At 74.1% G+C, this 23,018-nt stretch carries 20 protein-coding genes; 9 read left to right on the top strand and 11 right to left on the bottom strand.

Annotation, left to right across the window (positions count from 1 at the left end; all coding sequences use genetic code 11):
* The first annotated feature begins 7 nt into the window (after positions 1 to 7).
* Genes rfbA through NRO40_RS12705 form a run of 7 tightly spaced genes read left to right on the top strand, consistent with a single transcriptional unit; the run spans position 8 to position 7,080 of the window.
* A complete protein-coding gene (gene rfbA / locus NRO40_RS12735) occupies positions 8 to 916 on the top strand; it encodes a glucose-1-phosphate thymidylyltransferase RfbA (protein ID WP_058943337.1) in 909 nt (302 codons plus the stop codon).
* Complete coding sequence (gene rfbB / locus NRO40_RS12730) at positions 913 to 1,890, top strand: dTDP-glucose 4,6-dehydratase (RefSeq protein ID WP_058943336.1); 978 nt, start codon at positions 913 to 915, stop codon at positions 1,888 to 1,890. The genes rfbA and rfbB overlap by 4 nt, the downstream gene beginning before the upstream one ends.
* A 24-nt stretch (positions 1,891 to 1,914) precedes the next feature.
* The gene (locus tag NRO40_RS12725) at positions 1,915 to 3,036 is read left to right on the top strand and encodes a DegT/DnrJ/EryC1/StrS family aminotransferase (protein ID WP_058943335.1); all 1,122 of its coding nucleotides are present in this window, start codon (positions 1,915 to 1,917) and stop codon (positions 3,034 to 3,036) included.
* A 32-nt stretch (positions 3,037 to 3,068) separates the two neighbouring features.
* The gene (locus tag NRO40_RS12720; RefSeq protein ID WP_058943334.1) at positions 3,069 to 3,671 is read left to right on the top strand and encodes a dTDP-4-dehydrorhamnose 3,5-epimerase family protein; all 603 of its coding nucleotides are present in this window, start codon (positions 3,069 to 3,071) and stop codon (positions 3,669 to 3,671) included.
* On the top strand, positions 3,662 to 4,684 hold the full coding sequence (locus NRO40_RS12715) for an NAD-dependent epimerase/dehydratase family protein (protein ID WP_079047238.1): 1,023 nt from the start codon (positions 3,662 to 3,664) through the stop codon (positions 4,682 to 4,684). Before NRO40_RS12720 ends, NRO40_RS12715 begins: the two co-directional genes overlap by 10 nt.
* Positions 4,681 to 6,069, top strand: coding sequence for an NDP-hexose 2,3-dehydratase family protein (locus tag NRO40_RS12710; RefSeq protein ID WP_257375411.1), 1,389 nt, complete (start codon positions 4,681 to 4,683; stop codon positions 6,067 to 6,069). Before NRO40_RS12715 ends, NRO40_RS12710 begins: the two co-directional genes overlap by 4 nt.
* A 57-nt stretch (positions 6,070 to 6,126) precedes the next feature.
* Positions 6,127 to 7,080 (top strand): alpha/beta hydrolase, encoded by a 954-nt coding sequence (locus NRO40_RS12705; protein ID WP_058943332.1) that lies wholly within the window; start codon positions 6,127 to 6,129, stop codon positions 7,078 to 7,080.
* Positions 7,081 to 7,139: 59 nt separating this feature from the next.
* Here NRO40_RS12705 and NRO40_RS12700 read toward each other — a convergent pair whose 3' ends face one another.
* The 3 genes from NRO40_RS12700 to NRO40_RS30560 are packed head-to-tail and all read right to left on the bottom strand — an operon-like array spanning position 7,140 to position 10,290.
* Positions 7,140 to 7,640, bottom strand: a complete 501-nt coding sequence (locus NRO40_RS12700; RefSeq protein WP_157901896.1) for a copper chaperone PCu(A)C — start codon at positions 7,638 to 7,640, stop codon at positions 7,140 to 7,142.
* Entirely contained in the window at positions 7,637 to 9,982 is a 2,346-nt protein-coding gene (locus NRO40_RS12695; RefSeq protein ID WP_058943330.1) for a heavy metal translocating P-type ATPase, read from the bottom strand. Before NRO40_RS12695 ends, NRO40_RS12700 begins: the two co-directional genes overlap by 4 nt.
* Positions 9,979 to 10,290 (bottom strand): hypothetical protein, encoded by a 312-nt coding sequence (locus tag NRO40_RS30560; protein WP_306674866.1) that lies wholly within the window; start codon positions 10,288 to 10,290, stop codon positions 9,979 to 9,981. The genes NRO40_RS12695 and NRO40_RS30560 overlap by 4 nt, the downstream gene beginning before the upstream one ends.
* A 394-nt stretch (positions 10,291 to 10,684) precedes the next feature.
* Between NRO40_RS30560 and NRO40_RS12685 the strand changes: the two genes are divergently transcribed.
* Positions 10,685 to 12,181 carry an MFS transporter gene (locus NRO40_RS12685; RefSeq protein ID WP_079047237.1) on the top strand — a complete coding sequence of 499 codons (1,497 nt, stop codon included), beginning with the start codon at positions 10,685 to 10,687 and terminating at the stop codon, positions 12,179 to 12,181.
* A gap of 186 nt (positions 12,182 to 12,367) precedes the next feature.
* Here NRO40_RS12685 and NRO40_RS12680 read toward each other — a convergent pair whose 3' ends face one another.
* The 5 genes from NRO40_RS12680 to NRO40_RS12660 all read right to left on the bottom strand — a co-directional run bounded on the left by NRO40_RS12680 (position 12,368) and on the right by NRO40_RS12660 (position 18,499).
* The gene (locus NRO40_RS12680) at positions 12,368 to 13,870 is read right to left on the bottom strand and encodes an FAD-binding oxidoreductase (protein ID WP_058941801.1); all 1,503 of its coding nucleotides are present in this window, start codon (positions 13,868 to 13,870) and stop codon (positions 12,368 to 12,370) included.
* A gap of 344 nt (positions 13,871 to 14,214) precedes the next feature.
* Positions 14,215 to 15,987, bottom strand: coding sequence for an NAD(P)/FAD-dependent oxidoreductase (locus tag NRO40_RS12675; RefSeq protein WP_079046997.1), 1,773 nt, complete (start codon positions 15,985 to 15,987; stop codon positions 14,215 to 14,217).
* 40 nt (positions 15,988 to 16,027) lie between these two features.
* On the bottom strand, positions 16,028 to 16,825 hold the full coding sequence (locus NRO40_RS12670) for a TauD/TfdA dioxygenase family protein (RefSeq protein ID WP_058941799.1): 798 nt from the start codon (positions 16,823 to 16,825) through the stop codon (positions 16,028 to 16,030).
* Positions 16,822 to 17,796, bottom strand: a complete 975-nt coding sequence (locus NRO40_RS12665) for an L-tyrosine/L-tryptophan isonitrile synthase family protein (protein ID WP_058941798.1) — start codon at positions 17,794 to 17,796, stop codon at positions 16,822 to 16,824. Before NRO40_RS12665 ends, NRO40_RS12670 begins: the two co-directional genes overlap by 4 nt.
* Before the next feature lie 31 nt (positions 17,797 to 17,827).
* Positions 17,828 to 18,499 carry an HAD family hydrolase gene (locus tag NRO40_RS12660; protein ID WP_058941797.1) on the bottom strand — a complete coding sequence of 224 codons (672 nt, stop codon included), beginning with the start codon at positions 18,497 to 18,499 and terminating at the stop codon, positions 17,828 to 17,830.
* 571 nt (positions 18,500 to 19,070) lie between these two features.
* Here NRO40_RS12660 and NRO40_RS12655 point away from each other — a divergent pair.
* Positions 19,071 to 19,826 carry a helix-turn-helix domain-containing protein gene (locus NRO40_RS12655; protein ID WP_257375410.1) on the top strand — a complete coding sequence of 252 codons (756 nt, stop codon included), beginning with the start codon at positions 19,071 to 19,073 and terminating at the stop codon, positions 19,824 to 19,826.
* 93 nt (positions 19,827 to 19,919) lie between these two features.
* Here NRO40_RS12655 and NRO40_RS12650 read toward each other — a convergent pair whose 3' ends face one another.
* Genes NRO40_RS12650 through NRO40_RS12640 form a run of 3 tightly spaced genes read right to left on the bottom strand, consistent with a single transcriptional unit; the run spans position 19,920 to position 23,010 of the window.
* Positions 19,920 to 20,804: an ABC transporter ATP-binding protein gene (locus tag NRO40_RS12650; protein WP_079046994.1), complete on the bottom strand. Its 885-nt coding sequence runs from the start codon at positions 20,802 to 20,804 to the stop codon at positions 19,920 to 19,922.
* The gene (locus tag NRO40_RS12645) at positions 20,801 to 21,937 is read right to left on the bottom strand and encodes a FecCD family ABC transporter permease (protein WP_079046993.1); all 1,137 of its coding nucleotides are present in this window, start codon (positions 21,935 to 21,937) and stop codon (positions 20,801 to 20,803) included. The genes NRO40_RS12650 and NRO40_RS12645 overlap by 4 nt, the downstream gene beginning before the upstream one ends.
* Positions 21,937 to 23,010, bottom strand: a complete 1,074-nt coding sequence (locus tag NRO40_RS12640; RefSeq protein WP_058941795.1) for an ABC transporter substrate-binding protein — start codon at positions 23,008 to 23,010, stop codon at positions 21,937 to 21,939. The genes NRO40_RS12645 and NRO40_RS12640 overlap by 1 nt, the downstream gene beginning before the upstream one ends.
* Positions 23,011 to 23,018 lie beyond the last annotated feature (8 nt).

Genomic DNA, 23,018 nt, shown 5'->3' with positions numbered 1-23,018 from the left:
CCGCGGGATGAAGGGAATCATCCTGGCCGGCGGCCACGGCACCCGGCTGCACCCCATCACGCTGGGCGTCTCCAAGCAGCTGCTGCCGGTCTACGACAAGCCGATGATCTACTACCCGCTCTCCGTCCTGATGCTCGCCGGCGTCACCGACATCCACATCATCGCGGCCCCCGGCGACGTCCCGGGCTTCCAGCGGCTCCTCGGCGACGGCTCGACCCTGGGCCTCACGCTCACCTACGCCGAGCAGGACAAGCCGCGCGGCCTCGCCGACGCGTTCGTCCTCGGCGCCGAGCACATCGGCGACGACTCCGTCGCCCTCATCCTCGGCGACAACCTCTTCCACGGGCCCGGCTTCGGCGAGATCCTCCGCACCAGCGCCCGGGACGTCGACGGCTGCGTGCTGTTCGGCTACCCCGTCGGCGACCCCGAGCGGTACGGCGTCGGCGAGGTCGACGCCGACGGCCGGCTGGTCGGCCTGGAGGAGAAGCCGGCCCGGCCCCGCTCCAACCTGGCCATCACGGGCCTGTACTTCTACGACAACGACGTCGTCGACATCGCCCGCTCGCTGCGCCCCTCGGACCGCGGCGAGCTGGAGATCACCGACGTCAACCGCATCTACCTGGAGCGCGGCAAGGCCACCTTCGTCCAGCTCGGCCGCGGCTTCGTCTGGCTCGACACGGGCACGCACGACGCCCTCACCGAGGCCGGCCAGTACGTGCAGATCCTCTCCCACCGGCAGGGGGTCCGCATCGGCTGCGTCGAGGAGATCGCCTGGCGCATGGGGTACATCGACCGCGACGCCTGCCACCGCCTGGGCCTCGCCCTCGCCAAGTCGCCCTACGGGCAGTACCTGATGGAGATCACGACCGACGACCGGCACGCCCAGCCGGCCAGGAGAGACGAGGAGCCCGCATGAGGATCCTGGTGACCGGCGGTGCCGGCTTCATCGGCTCGCACTACACCCGCGCCCTCCTCGACGACACCTACGAACCGGGCGCCGCGCACACCGTGACCGTCCTCGACGCGCTCACCTACGCCGGCGACCGCGACAACCTCCCCGCCGCCCACGACCGCCTCGCCTTCGTCCACGGCGACGTCTGCGACGCGGCGCTCCTCGCCGACCTGCTCCCCGGACACGACGCCGTCGTCCACTTCGCCGCCGAGTCGCACGTCGACCGCTCCATCGACGGCGGCGCCGACTTCGTCCGCACCAACGTCCTCGGCACGCAGACCCTCCTCCAGGCCGCCGTCGACGCCGGCGTGGGCCGCGTCGTCCACGTCTCGACCGACGAGGTGTACGGGTCGATCGAGACCGGGTCGTGGACCGAGGACTCGCCCCTGCTGCCCAACTCCCCCTACGCCGCCTCCAAGGCCGGCTCCGACCTGATCGCCCGCGCGTACTGGCGCACCCACGGCCTGCCCGTCAGCGTGACCCGCTGCTCCAACAACTACGGCCCCCGCCAGCACCCCGAGAAGGTCATCCCGCGCTTCGTCACGAACCTCCTGCAGGGCGAGCCCGTCCCGCTGTACGGCGACGGCCGCAACCGCCGCGAGTGGCTCCACGTCGACGACCACTGCCGCGCCCTGCACCTCGTCCTCACCCGCGGCCGGCCCGGCGAGGTCTACAACGTCGGCGGCGGCGACGACCTGTCCAACCGCGAACTCACCGAGCGGATCCTCGACCTGTGCGGCGCGGACGCGTCGATGATCCGCCACGTGCCCGACCGCAAGGGCCACGACCTGCGCTACGCGCTCAGCGACCGCAAGATCCGTGAGGAGCTCGGCTACGCGCCCCGCCACACCCTGGCCGAGGGCCTCGCCGCCACCGTCGCCTGGTACCGCGACCACCCCGACCGGTGGAAGGCCGCGCGCACCCCGCACCACCCCTGACCCGCCACGCACCCGAGGAGAGCCATGACCACGTACGTCTGGGACTACCTGCCCGAGTACGAGAAGGAGAAGGACGACATCCTCGACGCGGTCGCCACGGTCTTCGCGTCCGGCCGCCTCGTGCTCGGCGACAGCGTCTCCGGCTTCGAGGAGGAGTTCGCCGCCTACCACGGCGGCGGCCGGTGCACCGGCGTCGACAACGGCACCAACGCGCTGAAGCTCGCCCTGGAGGCGCTCGGCGTCGGCCCCGGCGACGAAGTGATCACCGTCTCGAACACGGCCGCGCCGACCGTCGTCGCGATCGTCTCGACCGGCGCCACGCCCGTCTTCGTCGACGTCCGCGAGGAGGACTTCCTCATCGACCCCGAGAAGGTCGAGGCGGCCGTCACCGACCGCACCAAGGTCCTCCTCCCCGTCCACCTCTACGGCCAGTGCGCCGACATGGAGCCGCTGCGCCGCATCGCCGACCGGCACGGACTGAAGATCCTGGAGGACTGCGCCCAGGCCCACGGCGCCCGCCACCACGGCCGCCTCGCCGGGACCATGGGCGACGCCGCGGCGTTCTCCTTCTACCCGACGAAGGTCCTCGGCGCGTACGGCGACGGCGGCGCCGTCCTCACCGCCGACGAGGAGACCGACCGGGCCATGCGCCAGCTGCGCTACTACGGCATGGACAAGGTCTACTACGTCGTCCGCACCCCCGGGCACAACGCCCGCCTCGACGAGGTCCAGGCCGAGATCCTGCGCCGCAAGCTCACCCGCCTCGACGCCTACGTCGAGGGCCGGAACGCCGTCGCCCGCCGCTACGAGCGGGGCCTCGGCGACCTCACCGGCCCCGGCGGGCTCCGGCTCCCCGCCACCAACCCCGGCAACAGCCATGTCTACTACGTGTACGTCGTCCGCCACCCGCGCCGCGACGAGATCATCGAGGCCCTCAAGGCCCACGACATCTCCCTCAACATCAGCTACCCGTGGCCCGTGCACACCATGTCCGGCTTCGCCCACCTCGGCGTGGAGCCCGGGTCGCTGCCCGTCACCGAACGGCTCGCCGGCGAGATCTTCTCGCTGCCCATGTACCCCTCGCTGCCCGAGGACGTCCAGGAGCGTGTCATCACCGCCCTGCGCTCCGTCCTCGCCGCGCTGTGACCGCCGTCCCCACCGACCAGGGAGCCACAACCGTGCAGGTACAGAAGCTGGGCATCGAGGGCGCGTTCGCCTTCACGCCGCCCGTCCACCGGGACGACCGCGGCCTGTTCACCTCCCCCTACCAGGAGGCCCCCTTCAGCGGGGTCCGCGGCCGGGCCCTCTTCCCCGTCCGCGACATCAGCCACAACCTCTCCGCCCGCGGCGTACTGCGCGGCATCCACTACACGACCACCCCGCCCGGCCGTGCCAAGTACGTCTACTGCCCCTACGGCCGGGTCCGGGACTACCTCGTCGACCTGCGCGTCGGCTCCCCGACCTTCGGCCGTCACGAGACCGCCGAACTCGGCGGTGACACCTGCCAGGCCCTGTACATCCCGGTCGGCGTCGGCCACGCCTTCCTCTCCCTGGAGGACGACTCCATGGTCGTCTACGTGATGTCCGAGGGGTACACCGCCGCGAACGAGCTGGCCGTCTCCCCCCTCGACCCCGCACTGGCGCTGCCGATCCCCGACGGGTACGACCTGGCCCAGTCCGAGCGGGACACCGCCGCGCCCACCCTCGCCGAGGCGCGGGAACGCGGCCTGCTGCCCGAGTACGACACCTGCCTGAAGGTGGAGGCGGCGCTGTGGCAGTGACCCCCGCCCCGCGCGTCGCCCTGCTCGGCGCGACCGGTTTCGTCGGTTCCGCCGTCCTGCGCGAGCTGGCCGCCCGACCCGTCCGGATCCGCGCCGTCTCCCGCCGACCCGCCCGGATCCCGGACGGCGCCCGCGCCGACGTCGAGGTGCGCGCCGCCGACCTCACCGAGCCCGGCGAGATGGCCGCCGCCGTCGCCGACGCGGACGTCGTCGTCCTCGCCACCCTGTACAGCGCGGCCACCTCCACCTGGCGCATCGAGGACGGCGACTCCTCCGCCGAACGCGTCAACGTCGGCCTCGCCCGCGACCTCGTCGACGCCCTCGCCGCCCGCGGCGCCGGGCCCCTGCCGAAGGTCGTCTTCACGGGCGCCGCCTCCCAGGTCGGCCCCACCGACAAGGAGGTCCTCGACGGCACCGAGGAGGACCGCCCGGCCGGCGAGTACGACCGGCAGAAGCTCGCCGCCGAGCGGCTCCTGCTCGACGCGAGCGCCCGCGGCGTGCTCCGCGGCACCTCCCTGCGGCTGCCCACCGTCTTCGGGTACGGCCCCGGCTCTACCGCCCGCGACCGCGGCATCGTCTCGGCGATGACCCGCCGCGCGCTGGCCGGCGACCCCATCACCATGTGGCACGACGGCAGCGTCCGCCGCGACCTGCTCTACGTGGAGGACCTGGCCCGGGCCGTCGTCGCCGGCGTCGACCACACCGACGCCCTCGCGGGCCGGCACTGGCTGCTCGGCACCGGCGAGGGCAGGCCGCTCGGCCCCGTCTTCCAGCAGGTCGCCGTCCTCGTCTCGGACCGCACCGGCAAACCGCCCGTCCCCGTCGTCTCCGTGGAGCCGCCCGCGCACGCGGAGGCCGGTGACTTCGCGAGCGTCACCATCGACGCCTCCGCGTTCCGCGCCGCCACCGGCTGGGCGCCCACCACCCCGTTCCCCGAGGCGCTGCGCCGCACCGTCGCGCACCTCGCCGACGAGGCGGAACGCGAGCGGCGCGCCCCGGGGGGCCGGCCGTGACCGCCGCCGCGCTCCTGCGGCCCCGGGCCGCCCAGGACCTGGCCGCGCGGCTCGCGCGCTCCGCCGCCGCCGTCGGCCACGGCGACCACGTGCGCACCGAGGACGTCCCGGGCTGGCTCGCCGCCCGCTCCCGCGCCCACCGGTTCGCCGTGCGCCGGGTGCCGCTGGACCGGCTCGACGGCTGGTCGTTCACTCCGGACGAGGGCGACCTCGTACACCGCAGCGGCCGGTTCTTCGCCGTGCGCGGCCTGGCCGCCACCGTCGACGAGGGGCCGTTCGGCAGCTGGCAGCAGCCGATCATCCACCAGCCCGAGGTCGGCATCCTCGGCATCCTCGCCAAGGAGTTCGACGGGGTCCTGCACTTCCTGCTCCAGGCCAAGATGGAACCGGGCAACCCCGGCCTCCTCCAGCTCTCCCCGACCGTGCAGGCCACCCGCAGCAACTACCAGCGGGTCCACGAGGGCGCCGGGGTGAAGTACCTCGAACACTTCACGGACGCCGCCCGCGGCCGGGTGCTCGCCGACTCCCTCCAGTCCGAACACGGCTCGTGGTTCTTCCGCAAGTCGAACCGGAACATGCTCGTGGAGACGGACGCCGAGGTCCCCGAGGACCCGGACTTCCGCTGGCTGACCCTCGGCCAGATCGGCGAGCTGCTCCGCCACGACCATCTCGTCAACATGGACGCCCGCACGGTCCTCGCCTGCTTCCCGATGGCGGTCCCGGAGCCGGGCGCCCTCCACTCCGACACCGAGCTGCTGTCGTGGTTCACCGCCGAGCGGGCCCGCCACGACGTCGACGTGCGGCTCGTCCCCCTCGCCGGTGTCGCCGACTGGGCGCGGGACGCCGAGGGCATAGGCCGCCCCGACGGGCGCTTCTTCCGCATCACCGGCGTCACCGTCGAGGCCGGGAACCGCGAGGTCACCGGCTGGTCCCAGCCGCTGCTCGAACCGTGCGGCACCGGGATCGCCGCGTTCGTCTTCCGTCGCCTGGGCGGGGTCCCGCACGTGCTCGTCCACGCCAAGGTGGAGGCCGGGTACCTCGACACGATCGAACTCGCCCCCACCGTGCAGTGCACCCCCGGCAACTGGGACCCGGTGCGCACCGAGGACCGGCCGCCCTTCCTGGACCTGGTCCGCGCCGCCGACGAGCGGGGCACCGCCCACTACGCCGCCGAGCACTCCGAGGAGGGCGGCCGGTTCCTGGAGGCCCGCATCCGGTACCTCTTCGTCAGCGCCGACGAGGACACCGCGCCCGTCGACCCGCCGCCGGGCTACCGCTGGGTGACGGTCGGCCAGCTCAACTCGCTGACCGCGCACGGCCACTACGTCAACGTGCAGGCCCGCACCCTGCTGGCCTGCCTCAACTCCGGTGCCGTCCGGCTCTGAGGAGCGCGCCCTCAGGCGCCGCCGACCACCGTTTCGTCCACGAGGAATGGAGGAGCCATGCCCGGCACACCCCCGTCCGGCGCGGCCGTCCGCGTCGCGCTGGACGCCGGCGGGCTGACGCTCTCCGGTCTGCTCGCCGAGCCGGCCGGGGAGCCGAGGGGAACCGTGCTCGCCCTGCACGGCGGGGGCATGACCGCCGGGTACTTCGACGGCCGGGCGCACCCGAGCGTGTCCCTGCTGGCCCTCGGGGCCCGCCTGGGCTACACCGTCCTGGCCGTCGACCGCCCCGGGTACGGCGCCTCCGCGCCCCACCTGCCGGACGGGCTCGGCGTCGCCGACCAGGCCGAACTGCTCCGGGCGGCGATCGCCGACTTCGCCGCCCGGTACCGGCTCGGTGGGGGCCTGCTCGTCCTCGGCCACTCCTTCGGCGGCCAGGTGGCGCTGACCGCCGCGGCCCAGGGGCTCCACGAGGGCCTGGTCGGGCTGGACATCTCCGGGTGCGGCCACCGCCGCGCCCTGCCCGGCGCGGGCCCCGGCGCGCTCCCGGGCCCCGGGGGGATCCCCGGCCCGGCCGCCGGCCCGGACGGGCGCCGCCGGACCGGCTCGGCGCGGTGGAACTGGGGCCCGCCGAGCCTCTACCCGCCCGGCACCTTCACGGCCGGCGCCGAGCTGGTGTGCGAGCCGCCCGCCCGTGAGGTGGCGCAGGCGGCGCGCTGGCCGCGGGACTTCCCGCGGGTGGCGGCGCGCACGACGGTACCGGTGCGCCTGACGTTCGCCGAGCACGAGGCGTGGTGGCGGCACGACGCCGAGGCGCTGGCCGAGTTGACCGCGTACTTCACGGCGGCGGAGCGGGTGCAGGTGGCCCGCCAGACCGCCGCCGGGCACAACATCAGCCTCGGCTGGGCCGCCGGCGCCTACCACCGCCGGGTCTTCGCCTTCTTCGAGGAGCTGCTGTGCTGCGGCGGCCCGGCCCACCGGCTGGACGGCGTCCGCTCGGCCAGCCCGGCGTGAGAGCGCAAAGGGCCGCCCACCTCCTCCCGGGGGTGGGCGGCCCTTCTCGGTGCGACCGGTCAGCGGTAGGACCACTCCGAGTGGCGCACCACGAGCGCCTCGGTGCGGACGTCGCCGCTCTGCTCGAAGTGGAGCGTGAAGGGGATCCGCTGGCCGAGCCGGACCGGCTCGCGCAGCTTGACCATCACGTCCGTGCCGTACGGGGTCATCTCCAGCGTCCCGGCGGCGGGGACCTCCACGGAGGCGATCATCTGCATCCTGGCGGCCGCCTCGCCCGCGTCCGCGTCCCGCGCGAGCATCGCCTCGGTCACGGCCGGGGAGCTGACGCCCGTCAGCCGGTCGGTGGCGTTGCCGCCGTTGGTGACGGTGAACACCACGGCGGTCGACTCCCGTCCGGGGAACGGCTGGAGCAGCCGCGCGTGCGTCACCTCCAACTCCGCGGGCGTCCCGGCGGCGCCGGCCGCCGTCCAGGCGGTGAGCCCGCCCATCGCGATCGCGCTCGCCACGGCCGCGGCCACCGCGGGCAGGACCTTGTCGATCCGGCGTACCACGGCCCTCATACGGGTGCCTCCGTCGTCCTGCGCGCGGCCGCGGCCGGGCGGCGGGGCTGCCACCCGCGCAGCCGCAGGCTGTTGGTCACGACGATCACCGAGCTGACCGACATGGCGGCGGACGCCACCATCGGGTTGAGCCAGCCGGTCGCCGCGAGGGGGATGAGGACGGCGTTGTAGCCGAACGCCCACACCAGGTTGGTCCGGATCGTGCCGAGCGTGCGGCGGGCCAGCAGGACGGAGTCGGCGACGGCCTCGATGTCCTCCCGGACCAGCGTCACGTCGGCGGCGCCGATCGCCGCGTCCGTACCGCCGCCCATGGCGATGCCCAGGTCGGCGCCGGCCAGGGCGACGGTGTCGTTGACGCCGTCACCGATCACGGCGACCCGGCGGCCCTCGCCCTTCATCCCCGCCACCAGCGCGGCCTTGTCCTCCGGCGTGCACCGGGCGTGCACGTCCGCCGTGGGGATGCCGAGCTCCTTGGCGACGGCGTGGGCCGTGGCCTCGCGGTCACCGGTGGCGAGCACCGGACGCAGCCCGAGCCGCCGCAGTCGCTCCACGGCGCGGTACGCGCCCGGCCGCAGCGTGTCGCCCAGCGCGATCAGCGCCCGGGCGGAGCCGTCCACCTTGACCAGGACCGGGGTGTGCGCACTGCTCTCGGCCTTGGCGAGCGCGGCGGCGAGCGGCTCGGGCAGCACCTCGTCTCCCGGGGCGCACACCTCCACCCGTACGCCGTCGACCCGGCCGGCGACGCCCACACCGGTGGTGGAGGCGAAGTCGGCGACCGGGGGCAGCGCGTCCTCGCCGAGGGTGCGCCGCGCGTACCCGGCGATGGCGCGGCCCAGCGGGTGGTCCGAGCCCTGCTCGACCGCGCCGGCCAGCCGCAGCACCGCGTGGACGCGCGAGGGGCCGGCGCCCTCGCCGCCGTCCGTGCCGTCGACCGGGGTGACCGCGGTGACGTGCAGCTTGCCGGTGGTGAGCGTGCCGGTCTTGTCCAGGACCACCGTGTCGACGGCCCGCAGCGACTCCAGCGCGCGCGGACCCTTGACGAGGATGCCCAGCTGGGCGCCGCGCCCGGTCGCCGCGAGCAGCGCCGTCGGAGTGGCGAGGCCCAGGGCGCACGGGCAGGCGACGACCAGCACGGACACGGCGACCGTCACGGCCGCCTGGGCGTCCGCGCCGGCGCCGAGCCAGAACCCCAGCACGGTCACGGCCAGCGCCAGCACCACCGGGACGAACACCCCGGCCACCTGGTCGGCGACGCGCTGCGCCCGGGCCTTGCCCGCCAGCGCGTTGGTGACGAGCTTGGTGATGCGGGCCAGCTGCGTGTCCTCGCCGACCGCGGTCGCCCGGACCAGCAGCAGACCGCCGGCGTTGACGGCGGCGCCCACGGCCGGAGAGCCGGGGCCGACCTCGACGGGGTCGCTCTCCCCGGTCACCAGCGACAGGTCGAGGGCCGAACTGCCCTCCACGACCACGCCGTCGGTGGCGACCTTCTCACCGGGCCGTACGACGAAGACCTGACCCACGCGCAGCTGGTCGACCGGGACGCGCCGCTCGCGCCCCGACTTCTGGCAGCGTACGGAGACCTCCTTGGCGGCCAGCTCGGCCAGCGACCGCAGCGCGGCGCCGGTGCCGCGCTTGGCGCGGGCCTCCAGGTACCGCCCGGTCAGCACGAACAGCGGGACGGCGACCGCCGCCTCCAGGTAGATGTGGGCGACGCCCGCGGACGCCGACGGCAGCAGCGTGAACGGCATCGTCATGCCCGGCTGCCCGGCGCCGCCGAAGAACAGGGCGTACGTCGACCAGGAGAAGGCCGCCACGGTGCCGAGGGAGACGAGCGTGTCCATCGTGGACGCCCCGTGCTGCAGCCCCCGGACCGCCTTCACGTGGCAGGGCCAGGTGCTCCAGAACGCGACCGGCGCGGCCAGTGCGAAGCACAGCCACTGCCAGTTGCTGAACTGCAGGGCGGGGATCATGGAGAGGGCGAGGACGGGCACCGCGAGGAACGCCGTCACGATCAGCCGCCCGCGCTGCGCGGCGTCCTCGGCGGCGGCCTCCTGGTCGCGCCGCTCCTGCCGGCCGGCCTCGGTCTCGTCGCCGGACTTCGGCGGCGCGGGCGGTTCGGCGGTGAAGCCGGACCGCTCGACGGCGGCGACGAGGTCGGGGACGGTGTAGGTGGGCGGGTGCGTGACCCGGGCGGTGTGCGTGGCGAGGTTGACCGACGCGACGACGCCCTCCAGCTTCGCGAGCCCCTTCTCGACGCGGGCGACGCACGCACCGCACGTCATGCCGCCGATGACGAGGTCGGTGGTGGTCGTGGCGTCGGCCACGGGTCCGGGCGCGGTCATCGGCTCTCCTCCATGTCCATGCCGCCCATGTCCATCCCGCCGCCGTCCTCGCCGCCGGGCATGTCGGCGGGCCGGCTGTCGCCGGGGTGGAGGCCGGGGGCGACGGGCCCGGCGAACGACCCGACGGTGTACGACACCGCCAGCAGGGCGACCAGCAGCGCCAGGAACCCGCTCAGGCCCAGCAGCGGACCGCGCGGCCGCGAGGCCCCGGGGCGGTCGGCCGCGGCGTCGGCGGGGCGGTCGGCCGCGGGGTGATCGGCGTCGGCGGGGCGGTCGGCGGCGGCCTGTTCGGGCTGGACATCCTTCATGGTGTTCCGCTCCTGCACGAAAGCGCCCGCCAGCCGCGAATCCCGGTACGGGGGATGGCCCGGACACGTGGCTGACGGGCCGACAAGGGACGGGCCGCGCCTGGGAGAGTGGCGATTTCCCGCGGCCCGGGAATCCATGCTGGCACGAATGCGCGCCGAATCCACCCGGCTCGGCGGCAATGCCACACGTGAGCATTCTCCCGTTCCGCCCCGGGAACCCGCGCGGGCCGCGGGCCGACTACCTGGAGAAAGCCTCCGCCGTTTTTCGGCCGCACCGCGAAGGCGGGCCGTCCGCTTCCGGTGCGCCCGCACCCGCCGCCCGGGAACCCACCCCCAACCACCTGCGACCATAAGGGTGTAGCCCGGCGCACGGCGGGCGTGAAAGGACCCAGCAATGCCGCACCACGGGCAGGAACCCGCCCCGGACCAGCAGCCGCCCGACAAGCCGGGGAACCCGTTAACGGGTGACCGCAGTCCGTGGATCCTCGTCGCCATCGCGGGCGCCCTGTCCTTCACGGCAATGCTCGATATGAACGTCGTGAACATCGCCCTCGCCACCATATCCACCGACCTGGACGTCTCCCCGTCGATGGCCCAGTGGGCGGTCCTCGGCTACCAGCTCGCCGTCGTGTCGATGCTGCTGCCGGCGGGCCGCTGGCTGGACGGCGGCGCCCGCGGCGGCGAGGCCGCGGGGAAGGGCGGCGGGGTCGGGCTCCGGTCCGCGCTGCTCCTGGCGATCTCCGGGTTCACCCTCTGCGGGATGCTCGCGGCGCTCGCGCCCTGGATGGCGTGGCTGGCCGTCGCCCGGATCGCCCAGGGCACCTTCGGCGCCCTGCTGTTCGTCCTCATGCCCGTCCTGGTGATGCGCGCGGTGCCGCCGTCGGTGCGCGGCCGCGCGATGAGCGTGCCCGCCACGCTCGGCCCGCTGGGCGCCGTGACCGGACCCGCCGTCGGCGGTGTCCTGCTGGACGCGTTCGGCTGGCGGGCGGTCCTGCTCGTCAAGATCCCCGTGTGCGTGGTGGCCCTGCTCGTCGTGGTCCGCGTCCTGCCGAAGCGCGGCGGACTGACCGCCCCCGGCCGTCAGCCCCTCGTCGACGCCGCGCTCGTCGGCAGCGCCGTCGCCGCGCTCCTCCTCGGCCTCACCCTCGCCCCGGCGGTCCCCGCCTGGCTGCTGCTGGGCCTCGCCGCGCTGCCGCCGATCGTGTGGTGGACGCGCCGGCCCGCCGCCCGCCCCGTCCTCGACGTGGTGCGCGCCTCCGGCGTCGGCGGGGTGTACGGGGCCGTGTTCTCCCTGGCCGCCGGCTTCGCGGCCATGCACTACGTCGTGGCGCTGCGGCTCCAGGACGACAGCGGCCTGTCCGCCACCGCCACCGGACTCACCGTCCTCGCCTTCCCCCTCGCCATGGGGCTCATGGGCCCCGTCGGCGGGCGCCTCGCCGACCGCTTCGGGCCCCGGCCCACGGCCCTCGCCGGCGCCTCGGTCACGGCGGTCGGCCTGACGTTGCTCGCGCTCAGCGGCGACCACTGGACCCAGGTGGACGTCGCCTGGCGGCTGGCGCTCGCCGGCGCGGGCATGGGCCTGTACGGCGGGCCGACGCAGACGCTGGTGATGACGGCCGCGCCGCCGAGGGCGGTAGGCATCGCCGGTTCCCTCGTGCAGCTCTCCCGCAGCCTCGGCTTCGCCATGGGCCCGGCGCTCGCGGGCGCCGTGTGGGGCCTCGCGGGTTCCGCGCACGGCGCCCGGTACGCGCTGGCCGTCTCGGCGGGCGCGGCCTGGGTGTGCGTGCTGCTCCTCGCCACCCGCCGCCGGGCCGCCGGGCCGTCCGGCGACGGACCCGGCGGGCGGGCCGCCGCGGCCCCGGGGCCGGACCGCGTGCCGGCCGGACGCTGAGCGGGCGCCGGGCGCCGGGCAGGCGCCGGGCGGGCGGTGGGCGGTGGGCGCCCGTGGGGGCGGCGCCACCCCGCCGTACGACCCGCCCCGCCGTACGACCCGCCCCGCCGTACGACCCGCCCGGCCGCGCGGGCCCGCGCGGCCTTGCCGGTCCGCGCCGCCGGGGGCGGCGCGGACCGGTGGGCGTCACGGGCGCAGGGGCGCGTAGCGGCCGGGGGAGAGGATGCCGTCGGGGTCGAGCGCGTCCTTCAGCAGGGCCACGGCGTCCCAGGGCGCGGTGTCCCACGCGGTGAGGCTCGCCATCGTCTCCACGCCGACGCGGTAGAAGCGGAAGCCGTCGGCGTACAGCCGCTCGTGCAGCTCGGTGTTGCAGGCCCGGGCCGCCTCCTCCTGCGCCGGATCGGTGCGGTCGAAGTACAGGTTGACGACCGACTCCAGGTAGTCCGGGCCCGTCGGGTTGACGGCGATGGCGGGCACGAGGCCGTGGTCCGCGCAGGTCTTCTCGACCAGGGCGACGAGGTCGGCGACCGTCCGTCCGTCGACCGCGGCCACCGGCATGCAGGCCAGGTAGCCGACCGTCGTGTCGTCGAGGACGTCCAGGTCGGTCGGGACCGCCGCGCCGGGCACCGACTGGTAGAGCCCCTGGAGGAAGGCCGTCGTCGGCCGTCCGGAGTGCACGTCGTACATGGCGGCGACCATCGGGTCGGCGTCCGGGGCCGCGGCGTCCCGCGCGCCCACCACCCGTACGGCCGCGCCCTCGGCGGCGAGGGTGGTCGTGATGTCCTCGACGGCCGACTCCACCTGCGCGGCGGTGCCGTCGACGGCCACGGCGCCGGTCCAGGTCGGCACGCGGTCGCTGCGCGTCATGGCGAGGATCCGCTTGTCGTTGAAGACGTGCACGATGGACCGGACGGTGCCGCGCAGGAACAGCCCGCGCACCGCGTCGACCACGCCCGGGAGCGCCGTCTCGGAGCAGGTGAACATCAGCAGCCGCAACTGCTCCTGACGGGGCAGCAGGTCGACGACCGCGGCGGTCACGACGCCCAGGTTGGACTGGACGAACAGCCCGTCGAGCGAGGGCCCGATCCCGTACGGGTAGTGGTGCAGCTGCCGCGTGCTCTCGCCCGCCCACAGGCCGGTGCGGATGCGGTCGCCGGTGCCGAGGACGACCTCCAGGCCGCGCACCTCCTCCGCGCGGTGCCGGCGGAAGCCCGTGCCGCGCTCCAGGAGGTTGCCGAGCACGGAGGAGTCGGGCGACGAGCCCGTCACGTTGGCCACGAGGTCCGGGGCGTGCTCGGCGAGGTGGTCGGCGAGCTGGAGCTGGGTGACGCCGGGCTCCACGACCGCGTACCGCCCGGCGCTGTCCACCGCGCGGATGCGGTTCATGGCGGACAGGTCGAGCAGCGCGCAGCCGTCCCGCACCGGCAGCCGGGAGCCCAGGCCCCAGTTGCGGCCGGTGCTGTACGGGTGGAGCGGCACCTTCTCCTCGCGGGCGATCCGCACGACGCGCTCGACCTGGTCGGGGTCGGAGGGCCGGAGCACGGCCACCACGCGGCGCGGCGCGAACGCCGACGTGTTGCGGGAGGCCGCCGCGAGGGCGTCCTCGTCGTACGCGATGGCATCGGGCCCGAGGATGTCGCGCCACCGCGCGACCGCTCTGTCCTCGCCCGCCGTGCTGTTCTGGCCCATGCGACCCTCACCTCTGCTGGAACGTCTGGATGGCCGCGCGCCGCCGCCCGCCCCGGCCGCGGCGGGCGGAAGCCCCCGAGGGCGGGACGGGCGGCGGTGGCGCGGATGGTGCCGTGTCTTCCTCACCGCGGCCGGGGCCGCGGGCGGTGCAGGTGGTGCTGCGGTTGGTGCAGGCAGTTCTGGTGGTGCAGGCAGTTCTGGTGGTGCGGGCGGTTCTGGTGGTGCGGGTGGTACGCGGCGCGGGTGGAGCGCCGGTGCCCGCGGGAGCGACCCGCGCCCGTACCCGTGCCGGCGCCTGTGCGGTGCGCCGGCACGGGCCGGGTCGCGGGCCGGGAAGGACCGGGTCAGGCGTGGTTGCCCAGCTCCAGCATCCCGGCGTGCAGCAGCCGCTTGAGGAGCCGCTCCTGGCCCTCGTGCAGGTCCTGGACCAGCTCGCTCCAGAGCACGGGCCCCCCGCGGAGCCGCGCCCAGAGGTCCGCCGCCCCGTCCCGCTCGTCCAGGCCGCGCACCTGCGGGGCCTCCGGGTCACCGGGGATGTGGAACCGGTGGCAGTCCAGCGGCCGGTCGAGCGGCGACTCGACGAGGTGGCCGTTGCGGACCGGGTCCTCCCAGTACGCCCTGATGGCCTGCTGCTCCTCCGCCGGCACGAGGTCCGGGTTCGGCGGGATGGCGGCCTTGAAGCCGGGGATGTCGAGCGCCGGGCCCTGCAGGACGGCCACGCCCTCCTTCAGGGACACCTTCGTGTCGGCTGTCAGTTCCAGCTTGTTGGCCTTGGCGAAGGCGGTCATGAACGGACCGTCCACGTCGAGCCCGGCCAGACCCTCGCCCTGCGCCAGGACCTGGAGGAGGTCCGGCGTGAACGCCGTGTTCAGCAGCGCCTGGAACGTCTTCTCGTGGCTCGGTCCCGCCGGGCCCTCGGTGCCGCGGCTGTTCCAGTAGACGCTCTCCGGGTTGTCCTTGCCGATGGCGTGGTACCACTGGTCGATGGAGAGCGCGAACGACGACGCCATGCCGTGCCACTCGGTGTCGTAGTCCTCCCACAGCCCGCGCAGCTCCTCCTCGCTCATCTGCGAACCGCTGGAGTGGCGGATGAGGGCGGCGGCGGCGCGCGCCTGGTTGGTGGCGAAGGCGACGCCGGAGGAGAAGAGCGGGTCGACGAAGTACGAGGCGTCGCCGAGCAGGATCCAGCGCCCGTCGAAGTCCGCGAACCGGTCGTTGATCATCGAGTAGTTGGTCGCCGTCAGCATCTTGTCGCCGACCGGGCGGATGTCCCCGATCAGCTCCTTGAGCTTCGGCACCTCCTTGATCGTGCGGAGGAACACCTCCGCGTCGGTGAAGTCGGTGCCCGGCTGCTTGAGGATCCCCGGGTCCGTGACGATGCCGATCGAGTGGGTGACCACCCGCTCCCCGTCGATGATCTTCGGCACGGGGATGTACCAGCACCAGCCGTCGCGGAAGGCGAAGCAGCCGATCGGGGACATGTCGTGCTCGCGGAAGATGTTCCAGTCGCCCTCCAGCGACTGGGTCGGCTTCCCGCCCAGGTAGTGCTGCCAGATGGCGATGTTGCGGTAGCCGGAGAGCCACTCGCGCTTCTTCTTCGTGACGACGCTGTTGCGCCGGCCCGAGGCGTCGACGAAGTAGCCGGCGCGCACCGTGCGGCCGTCCTTCAGCGTCACCTCCTGGCCCGTGCCGTCGGCCGGCGGCGAGCAGTCGGAGACCGAGACGCCCTCGAAGACCTCGGCGCCGCAGTCCCGCGCGTGGTCCAGCAGGATCGCGTCGAACTCCGAGCGGTTGGCGTGCACCGCCCAGCGGTGCGCCCCGTCCCGGACGGTGTTGTCGTGGTCGAAGAACGCCACGTGCGGGTCCTCGCCCCGCCACTGGAAGATCCCGCCGAACTTCTTCACCCAACAGTCGCTGGCCAGGACCTTCTCCAGGGCCCCGCTCTCCTCCAGCACCGGTATCAGGGGGTGCGCGAAGGACTCCCCGATGTGCTCGCGGGGGAACTCCTCCTTCTCGAACACGGCGACGCTGAGCCCGCCCTGTCGCATGAGCAGCGCGGCGAGCGTCGCACCGCCCGGTCCGCCACCCATGATCACAACGTCGTAGTACGGTCGCATCAAGACTCGCCTCTCGTCAGCCTGGTGGTGCGTGTCGCGCTCACAGGACGTGCACGCGCCGGAGGTGGCGCGGCGAGCCCTGGGTGAACGGGGTACGGCCGTGCAGCAGCGCGTGGTTGTCCGTGACGACGAAGTCGCCGTCCTCCCACGCGTGCTGGTACATGACGTCCGGGGAGTACAGGCGCTCCCGGATGTCCGCGAAGAAGTCCTCCGCGTCGGTCCCCTCCGGCAGTCCCTCGACGTCGAGGAAGAGCGGGCTGAGGAACTTCTCGGGGTCCAGCGGTTCCGCGTACCGCACGACCGGCTCGCCGGTGTGGGGGTGGCGCTGGACCAGCGGGGCCGTGATGTGGCCCCCGTAGTGCGCCGTCTTCTCCTTGCGGTACGTGATCTCCAGCGCCTCCCAGCGGGCCCGCAGCTCGTCGGGGAGCGCGTCGAGGACCATGGTGGTGTCGCAGAAGGTGGTGCGGCCGCCGGTGCCCTTGGCGGGGGCGCGGACGCACTGGAAGATCTGGTGCGTGGGCGTCTTCTCGGCGAAGGCGCCGTCCCAGTGGTAGGGCACCTCGCCGGGGGTGAAGACGTAGTCCTTCGGGTCGGCGTGCACCTCCAGGTCCAGCACCTCGCCGAAGTTCCACGACAGCAGGTCGCCCCAGCGCCGGGCGTAGGCGACCAGGTCGTCCTTGTGCGTCCAGGTGCGGAAGCGGCGCAGCACGACGACGCGGTGCTCGCCGACCAGGGCCCGTACGGCCGCCGGGTCGACGTCGCCCAGGTCGGTGCCCGGCTCCTGGGCCTCCACGACGGCGCCGAAGGGCTTGAGGGCGGTGACGGTGTACGCGGTCATGACGCGACCTCCTCGATGAGCGGCTTGAGGGACGACGAGACGTCCGGGGCGATGTAGTGGCTGTCCCGGCCGCCGCGGCGGACGAGCGTCGCGCCGAGCTGCTCGGCCTCGCTGCGCTTGACCAGGCGCACGCCCTCGCCGTCGTCGAGCGCCACGCCGTGCCAGGGGGTCAGCCAGTTGTCCCGGGTCCGCATCATGTGGATGCCGATCTTCTGGGAGTGGCTGACCTGCGGGTGGATGGAGAGGCGGAGCGCCTCGGGGAAGAAGTCCTCGACGAGGTTGCTCCACGCGTCGCTGCGCTGGATGACGTGGTAGGCGAGGGACTTGGTCTCCTCGCGGACGCTGTTGCGGCTGCGGCCGGTGGTCGTGGCCATGCGGTCCTCGAAGAGGAAGCGGTGGATGCCGCCGAAGATGTTCCGCGCGGCCGGCTCCTTCAGGGCGCGGGCGCGGACGTCCTCGACGGGGACCGCGTACTGGCTGGTGAGCATGGCGCGCTGTTCGTCGAAGGGGAAGCCGGGGAAGGCGTCCTGCAGCCCGTAGGTGTTGATCGCGTCGGCGCCGATCGCCTGCAGCAGCGTCTCCAGCTCGACGCCGTACGTCGCCACGTCCGCGTCGCCGACGCCGACGAGGTCGCTGAAGACGTGGCCGTCGGAGCAGATGGTGATGCGGGCGCCCGGCTCGTAGTAGTGGCGGGTGTAGTCGCACAGCTCCTGGAGGAACTCCAGCGAGACGCGCTCGGCCATGTCCGGCAGGGTGCCGAGGACCTTCTCCGGGTTCGGCGACTTGGCCGGGAACGCCGGGATCACGAAGTGGACGGGAACGCCCTGTTCGATGAAGTGCTCGACCTTGGGCCGGTGCAGCGCGAAGCACTGCTCGCAGCCTCCGGCGGCGCAGTCGGCCGCGGCACCGTGGGCGAGACGGCGGAAAGAGAAGACCAGACGGAGTATCTCATCCGCGGGTGAACCGGACATCGTTCCCTCCTTGAGGGATGGGTGGGTGCGGTCATCGGGTGGCGCGCAGTCGGATGCCGGCGGCGCCTGCCGCGGCCTCCAGCGCGTCGAGGCTGGGCAGTTCGAAGTCGGGCGCCTGCCCGGGGTCGGGTCGGCCGTACCCGAAACCGACCCACGCCGCGGGCATGCCGGCGGACGCCGCGGCGGCGAGGTCGTGCCTGCTGTCGCCGACCATCAGGCCGGCCGAGCCGCCGGCCAGTTTCAGCGCGTGGTGCAACGGCTCCGGCGACGGCTTGCGGCCGACCGGGTCGTCCCCCGTCACCACGGCGTCGAACGCGCCGTCGAGGCCGAGCGCCCGGAGCAGGGCGTGCGTCACGCCGCCGGCCTTGTTGGTGCACAGCGCGGTGCGGATCCCCACGGTCCGCAGCCGGTTCAGCAGCTCCTCCGCCCCCGGGTACGGCCGGGACTCCTCGGCGGGGGAGGCGGCGTACCCCGTCAGGTACGCCTCCTGCGCCCGCGCCACGACCGCGGGCCCCACGTCGCGCCCCGACGCGCGGACGGAGGCGTCGACGAGCGCCGTGCCGCCCTCGCCCACGCGACTGCGGACCTCCGGGTGGGTCAGGACGGGCAGGCCGTGGGCGCGCAGCGCGGTGTTGACCGCGCGGACGATGTCGTCGAGCGTGTCGACCAGGGTGCCGTCGAGATCGAAAAGGACCGTGTCCACGGATCGCAGGCCGGTTTCCGTGGTTTCCGTGCGCGTAGTGATGTCGGCCTCAATTCCTCGGTGGGGGTGCGGGGTGGCAGCGGAATTACCAATACCGCTCGTACGGCTGTTTCCGGCCACGGAGATCGAACCGCCCCGCGGTGCACGTCAAAGGGGCGCGCCGATGACGTGGTGCCGCCGGGTGGGACCGCGGGGGGCGTCGTGCCGGGGAAGGGCGAAAGGTGCCGAGGGCGCCCCTGAGCATGCCGAACAGCCCAGCTGAGCTGGGCAGATGAGCGCATTGCATTTCAGAGGAGCGCGGTTCATCATCGCTTTACGCGGTGTTTACGCGGAAAACGCGAAGCCCCCCGGAGGTGCTGCCCGAAGCGGGCATGAAACACCAACCTGGAGCCCATCTTCTTGGCGTGCGGGGGTTTTTGTCAAGGGCCGACCGGCGTCGCCGGCGGGTGGGAACGGAATGGTATCGACCTGGTAGTGGGGACCCTCAGGCTCATTGATGCCGTCGTCATACGCTTGCAGAGGATGCCCCATGCCATGTGCCGCTATTCCCGCCTATAGCCCGAGCACCCGGGTGACCCCCCGGCGGATCACCAGGAACCTGGTCGCGCTCGGGGAGCTGTACAACGAGCTGACGCACTCCCTCACCTCGTCGAGGTCCTCGCGGGGGGTGGTCGAGCGGGTGAGGGAACGCGGCGCGCCCGGCATCCCGCTCAACACCCACGCCGTGGACCTCAGAGACCGAATACGCGGCGTGCTCGCGAGTTGGGCGGCGGTGGTCCGGGAGGAACGGGGGGTGCAGGCCCCGACCCGCAACACCGTGGCGCTCCTCGCCTTCCTCAGCCACCACGCGGGCTGGCTGGCCGGGCACCAGGCGGCGGGGGACCTCGTGACCGAGACCGACGAACTGGTCAAGTCCGCCTGGTCGGAGCTGTCCGGCCGCAGCGACCGGCACATGGTGATCGGCCCGTGCGTACGGCCCGGCTGCCACGGCACGCTCGTCGCGCACCTCGGCTCCGGCGCCCCGTCGGGCCGGGCGGCCATCACGTGCTCCGTCGAGCGCGGGCACACCTGGACGCCGGACCTGTGGCACACCCTGCACGAGGCGCCCGCGCGCCCCGGCCGCGGTCCCGTCGGGCTGACCGCCCAGGACATCTCCGCCGGCTGGCGCATCGCCTCCGGCACGGTGTACTGGCTGGCCAACACCCACCGCTGGCGCCGCCACAAGAACGGCCGCCGCGTCTTCTACCACCGCGACGACGTCCTGGCCACCATGAGGGCGCGCGCCGCGGGCGCGCTGGACGGGGCGCCCACCGGGCACACCGCGTAGCTCCGCGTCACCGTTCACCCCGTCCACCTCCTCCCTCTCCGTGTCGGTCCCCCGGGGGGCCGCCCTCTGCCAAGGGCGGCCCCTCGCCGCCCGTCAGGGCACCCTCTCCGGTTCCGTCACTCCCGGAGGGGGACCGGCCGGGGTCGCCGCCGCCGGCCGGGCCGCCGGCGCGGAGACGTCCCCGGCCACCGTCCCGGCCGCTGCCCCGGCCGGTGAACGGTGGTCGAAAGCGATCAACGGATCGCCCGTCAGCGGGTGTTCCACCACGGCGGCCCGCACGCCGAACACCTCGGCGAGCAGCTCCGGCGTCAGCACCTCGTGGGGTGTCCCCGACGCCACCACCCGCCCCCGGTGCAGCACGTGCAGCCGGTCGCAGACCGACGCCGCGGCGTTCAGGTCGTGCAGCGACACCAGCGTCGTGCGGCGCTGCTCGCGCAGGAGCGCCAGGAGCTCCACCTGGTGCAGCACGTCGAGGTGGTTCGTCGGCTCGTCCAGGACCAGCACGTCCGGGTCCTGCGCCAACGCCCGCGCCAGCAGCACCCGCTGACGCTCGCCGCCGGACAGCGCCGAGAACGACCGGCTCCGCGCCTCCGCCATGCCCACCTGCGCCAGCGCCCGCGCCACCACCGCCCGGTCGGTGGCGCTGTCCCCGGCGAACGGCCCCTTGTAGGGGGTGCGGCCCATCATGACGATGTCGCCGACCGTCAGCTCGAAGTCGCTCGTCCGCTCCTGCGGCAGCGCGGCCACCTGCCGCGCCGCCTGCACCGGCGACAGGTCCCACACGTCGCGGCCGTCGACCACCACCCGGCCCGCCGCCGGCTTCAGGTGCCGGTACACGGTCCGCAGGACGCTGGACTTGCCGCTGCCGTTGGGGCCGACGAGGCCCGCGATCTCGCCGTCGCCCGCGACGAGGTGCACACCGGACACGACGGCCCGGCCCGCGTAGGCGACGCTCAAGTCCTCGACGGAGACGTTCACGATGTCCTCCCGAGCCGCCGGTCGAGCAGGTAGAGCAGCGCGGGCGCGCCGATCAGCGAGGTGACGACGCCCACCGGCAGTTCCTCCCCGTCCAGGGCGACGCGGCACACCAGGTCGACGATCACCAGCAGCACCGCGCCGAACAGCGCCGACACCGGCAGCAGCCGGCGGTGGTCGGCGCCGACGAGGAGGCGGCACGCGTGCGGCACCATCAGGCCGACGAAGGCGATCGCCCCGGAGACGGCGACCAGGATCCCGGTCAGGACGCTCGTCACCACGAACAGCTCGCGCCGCAGCCGGGCCGGGCTCACGCCGAGGCCCGCGGCCGTCTCGTCGCCCATCATCATCGTGTTCAGCGGCCGGGACCGCGCCTGGAGCAGCAGCAGCGCCACCGGCACGGCCAGCGCCGGCACGGCCAGCGTGTCCCAGCTCGCCCCGCCGAGGCTGCCCATCAGCCAGAACAGCACGCCCTGCGTCTGCTGTTCGTCGCCGGCCCGCAGCACCAGGTAGCTGGTGAACCCGGTGAGGAACTGCCCGATGCCCACCCCGGCGAGCACCAGCCGCAGGGGCGAGAAGCTCCCCCCGCGCCGGGCGATCAGCCAGACGAGCGCGAACGTGCCGAGGGCCCCGGCGAACGCCGCCCCCGACACCCCGAGGCCCAGCGCGCCGCCCGCGCCCAGCCCGAGCACCAGCGCGCCCACCGCGCCCAGCGACGCGCCGCTGGAGATGCCCAGCAGGTACGGGTCGGCGAGCGGGTTGCGCACGAGCGCCTGCACCGCCGTCCCGATCAGGCCCAGACCCGCGCCGACGACGGCGGCCAGCAGGGCGCGCGGCAGCCGCAGCTGCCAGACGATCAGGTCGGAGGTGCCGGGCCGGGGCGCCTCGCCGGTGAGCCGCCGCAGCACCACGGACCACACCTCGCGGGGCGCGATGTCCGTCGACCCCCACGCCACGGCGAACGTCAGCGCGGCCAGCAGCGCCGCGCCGAGGACGGCCGCGAGCAGCCCGGCGGGCACGTGGCGTACGCCGGTCGCCTTCCCCGCGGCCTTCGCGGCGTCCTTCCCCGGGGGCCGCCCGGGCGCCGGCTCCCCGGCCGCGGGCGGGGGCCCGGCCGTGGCCTCCTTGGTGGGCATCAGCGGTCGGCCCTCACCTTGCCGGGGTACAGGGTCGCGGCGATGCGGTGCACGGTGTCGGCGTTCCGCACACCCGCGATGGTCGTGACCTCGGACCCGATCCTCAGGAACCTGTCCTCCTTGACGGCCTTCAGCCCGCTGGTCGCGGCGTTGCCCCGCAGCCAGGCGCGGGCCTCGTCGTACGCCTTCTCCGTCGCGGCGGCGCTGCCGCGGTTGCGGACGGCGAGCTGGATCCAGTCCGGGTCCGCCGCGACGACGTCCTCCCAGCCGACCGGCTTGAACGTGGCGTCGCAGTCGGCGAAGACGTTCCGCGCCCCGGCCAGCGAGATCACCGCGTTGGCGATCTGCCGGTTGCAGACCGCGATGGGCTGCTTGGTGCCGGCGTCGTAGTCGAAGAGGAAGTAGGTGGGCCGGTCCTTCTCGGGCGTTTGGCCGACGGCCTTCCGGACGGCGCCGACCTTCCGGTCCATCGCGTCGACGAGTGCGGTCGCCTTCGCGGACGTACCCGTGATGGCGCCGAGCGTCCGGATGTCCTCCGTCACCTTGCCGAGGTCGGTGACGGGCCCCTTCGCGGAGCCCGCGCAGGCGGTCGACTTCAGGTACACGTGCCTGATGCCGACGGCCTCGAACTCCTTCTCCGTCGGCACGTCGCCCATGCCGTGGCCGCCGCGGTTCACCGAGGCGAAGGTGTCGATGTAGAGGTCGGCGCCGGAGCCGAGCAGCTTCTCCTTGGGGATGACGCTGTCGCTGAGGACCTTCACCCGCTGCGCCGGGGCGTCCAGCTCGGCGGGGAGGGCGCCCTTGGCGGGCGGGAAGCCGGTGCCGACGACCTTGTCGCCCACGCCGAGGCGCAGCAGCAGCTCCAGACTGGAGGCGTTGCTCGTGACGATCTTCTCCGGAGCCGCCGTGAACGTCGTCTTCCCGCCCTCGCAGTCCGTCACCTCGACGGGGTAGCCGGCCCCGCCCGCACCGCCGGTCGCGGCCGTCGCCCCCGGACCGTCGTCGCCGGTCCCGCAGCCGACCGCGGCGAACGCCAGGAGGGCGGCGGTACCGCACCACAAACGACGCTGCATGAAGAACT

This window comes from Streptomyces changanensis, from assembly GCF_024600715.1.
GTDB classification, from domain to species: domain Bacteria; phylum Actinomycetota; class Actinomycetes; order Streptomycetales; family Streptomycetaceae; genus Streptomyces; species Streptomyces changanensis.
Note: the sequence above shows the minus strand (reverse complement) of the source record. Positions and strands in the feature narration are given on the sequence as shown.

What these genes read in the sequence shown, in the direction of transcription:
- NRO40_RS12725 (WP_058943335.1), top strand. Translation starts at nt 1,915, where the DNA reads ATGACCACGTACGTCTGGGACTACCTGCCCGAGTACGAGAAGGAGAAG.
- NRO40_RS30560 (WP_306674866.1), bottom strand. Translation starts at nt 10,290, where the DNA reads ATGAAGGATGTCCAGCCCGAACAGGCCGCCGCCGACCGCCCCGCCGAC.
- NRO40_RS12670 (WP_058941799.1), bottom strand. Translation starts at nt 16,825, where the DNA reads ATGACCGCGTACACCGTCACCGCCCTCAAGCCCTTCGGCGCCGTCGTG.
- NRO40_RS12695 (WP_058943330.1), bottom strand. Translation starts at nt 9,982, where the DNA reads ATGACCGCGCCCGGACCCGTGGCCGACGCCACGACCACCACCGACCTC.
- NRO40_RS12700 (WP_157901896.1), bottom strand. Translation starts at nt 7,640, where the DNA reads ATGAGGGCCGTGGTACGCCGGATCGACAAGGTCCTGCCCGCGGTGGCC.
- NRO40_RS12675 (WP_079046997.1), bottom strand. Translation starts at nt 15,987, where the DNA reads ATGCGACCGTACTACGACGTTGTGATCATGGGTGGCGGACCGGGCGGT.
- NRO40_RS12685 (WP_079047237.1), top strand. Translation starts at nt 10,685, where the DNA reads ATGCCGCACCACGGGCAGGAACCCGCCCCGGACCAGCAGCCGCCCGAC.
- NRO40_RS12680 (WP_058941801.1), bottom strand. Translation starts at nt 13,870, where the DNA reads ATGGGCCAGAACAGCACGGCGGGCGAGGACAGAGCGGTCGCGCGGTGG.
- NRO40_RS12640 (WP_058941795.1), bottom strand. Translation starts at nt 23,010, where the DNA reads ATGCAGCGTCGTTTGTGGTGCGGTACCGCCGCCCTCCTGGCGTTCGCC.
- NRO40_RS12645 (WP_079046993.1), bottom strand. Translation starts at nt 21,937, where the DNA reads ATGCCCACCAAGGAGGCCACGGCCGGGCCCCCGCCCGCGGCCGGGGAG.
- rfbA (WP_058943337.1), top strand. Translation starts at nt 8, where the DNA reads ATGAAGGGAATCATCCTGGCCGGCGGCCACGGCACCCGGCTGCACCCC.
- NRO40_RS12665 (WP_058941798.1), bottom strand. Translation starts at nt 17,796, where the DNA reads ATGTCCGGTTCACCCGCGGATGAGATACTCCGTCTGGTCTTCTCTTTC.
- rfbB (WP_058943336.1), top strand. Translation starts at nt 913, where the DNA reads ATGAGGATCCTGGTGACCGGCGGTGCCGGCTTCATCGGCTCGCACTAC.
- NRO40_RS12705 (WP_058943332.1), top strand. Translation starts at nt 6,127, where the DNA reads ATGCCCGGCACACCCCCGTCCGGCGCGGCCGTCCGCGTCGCGCTGGAC.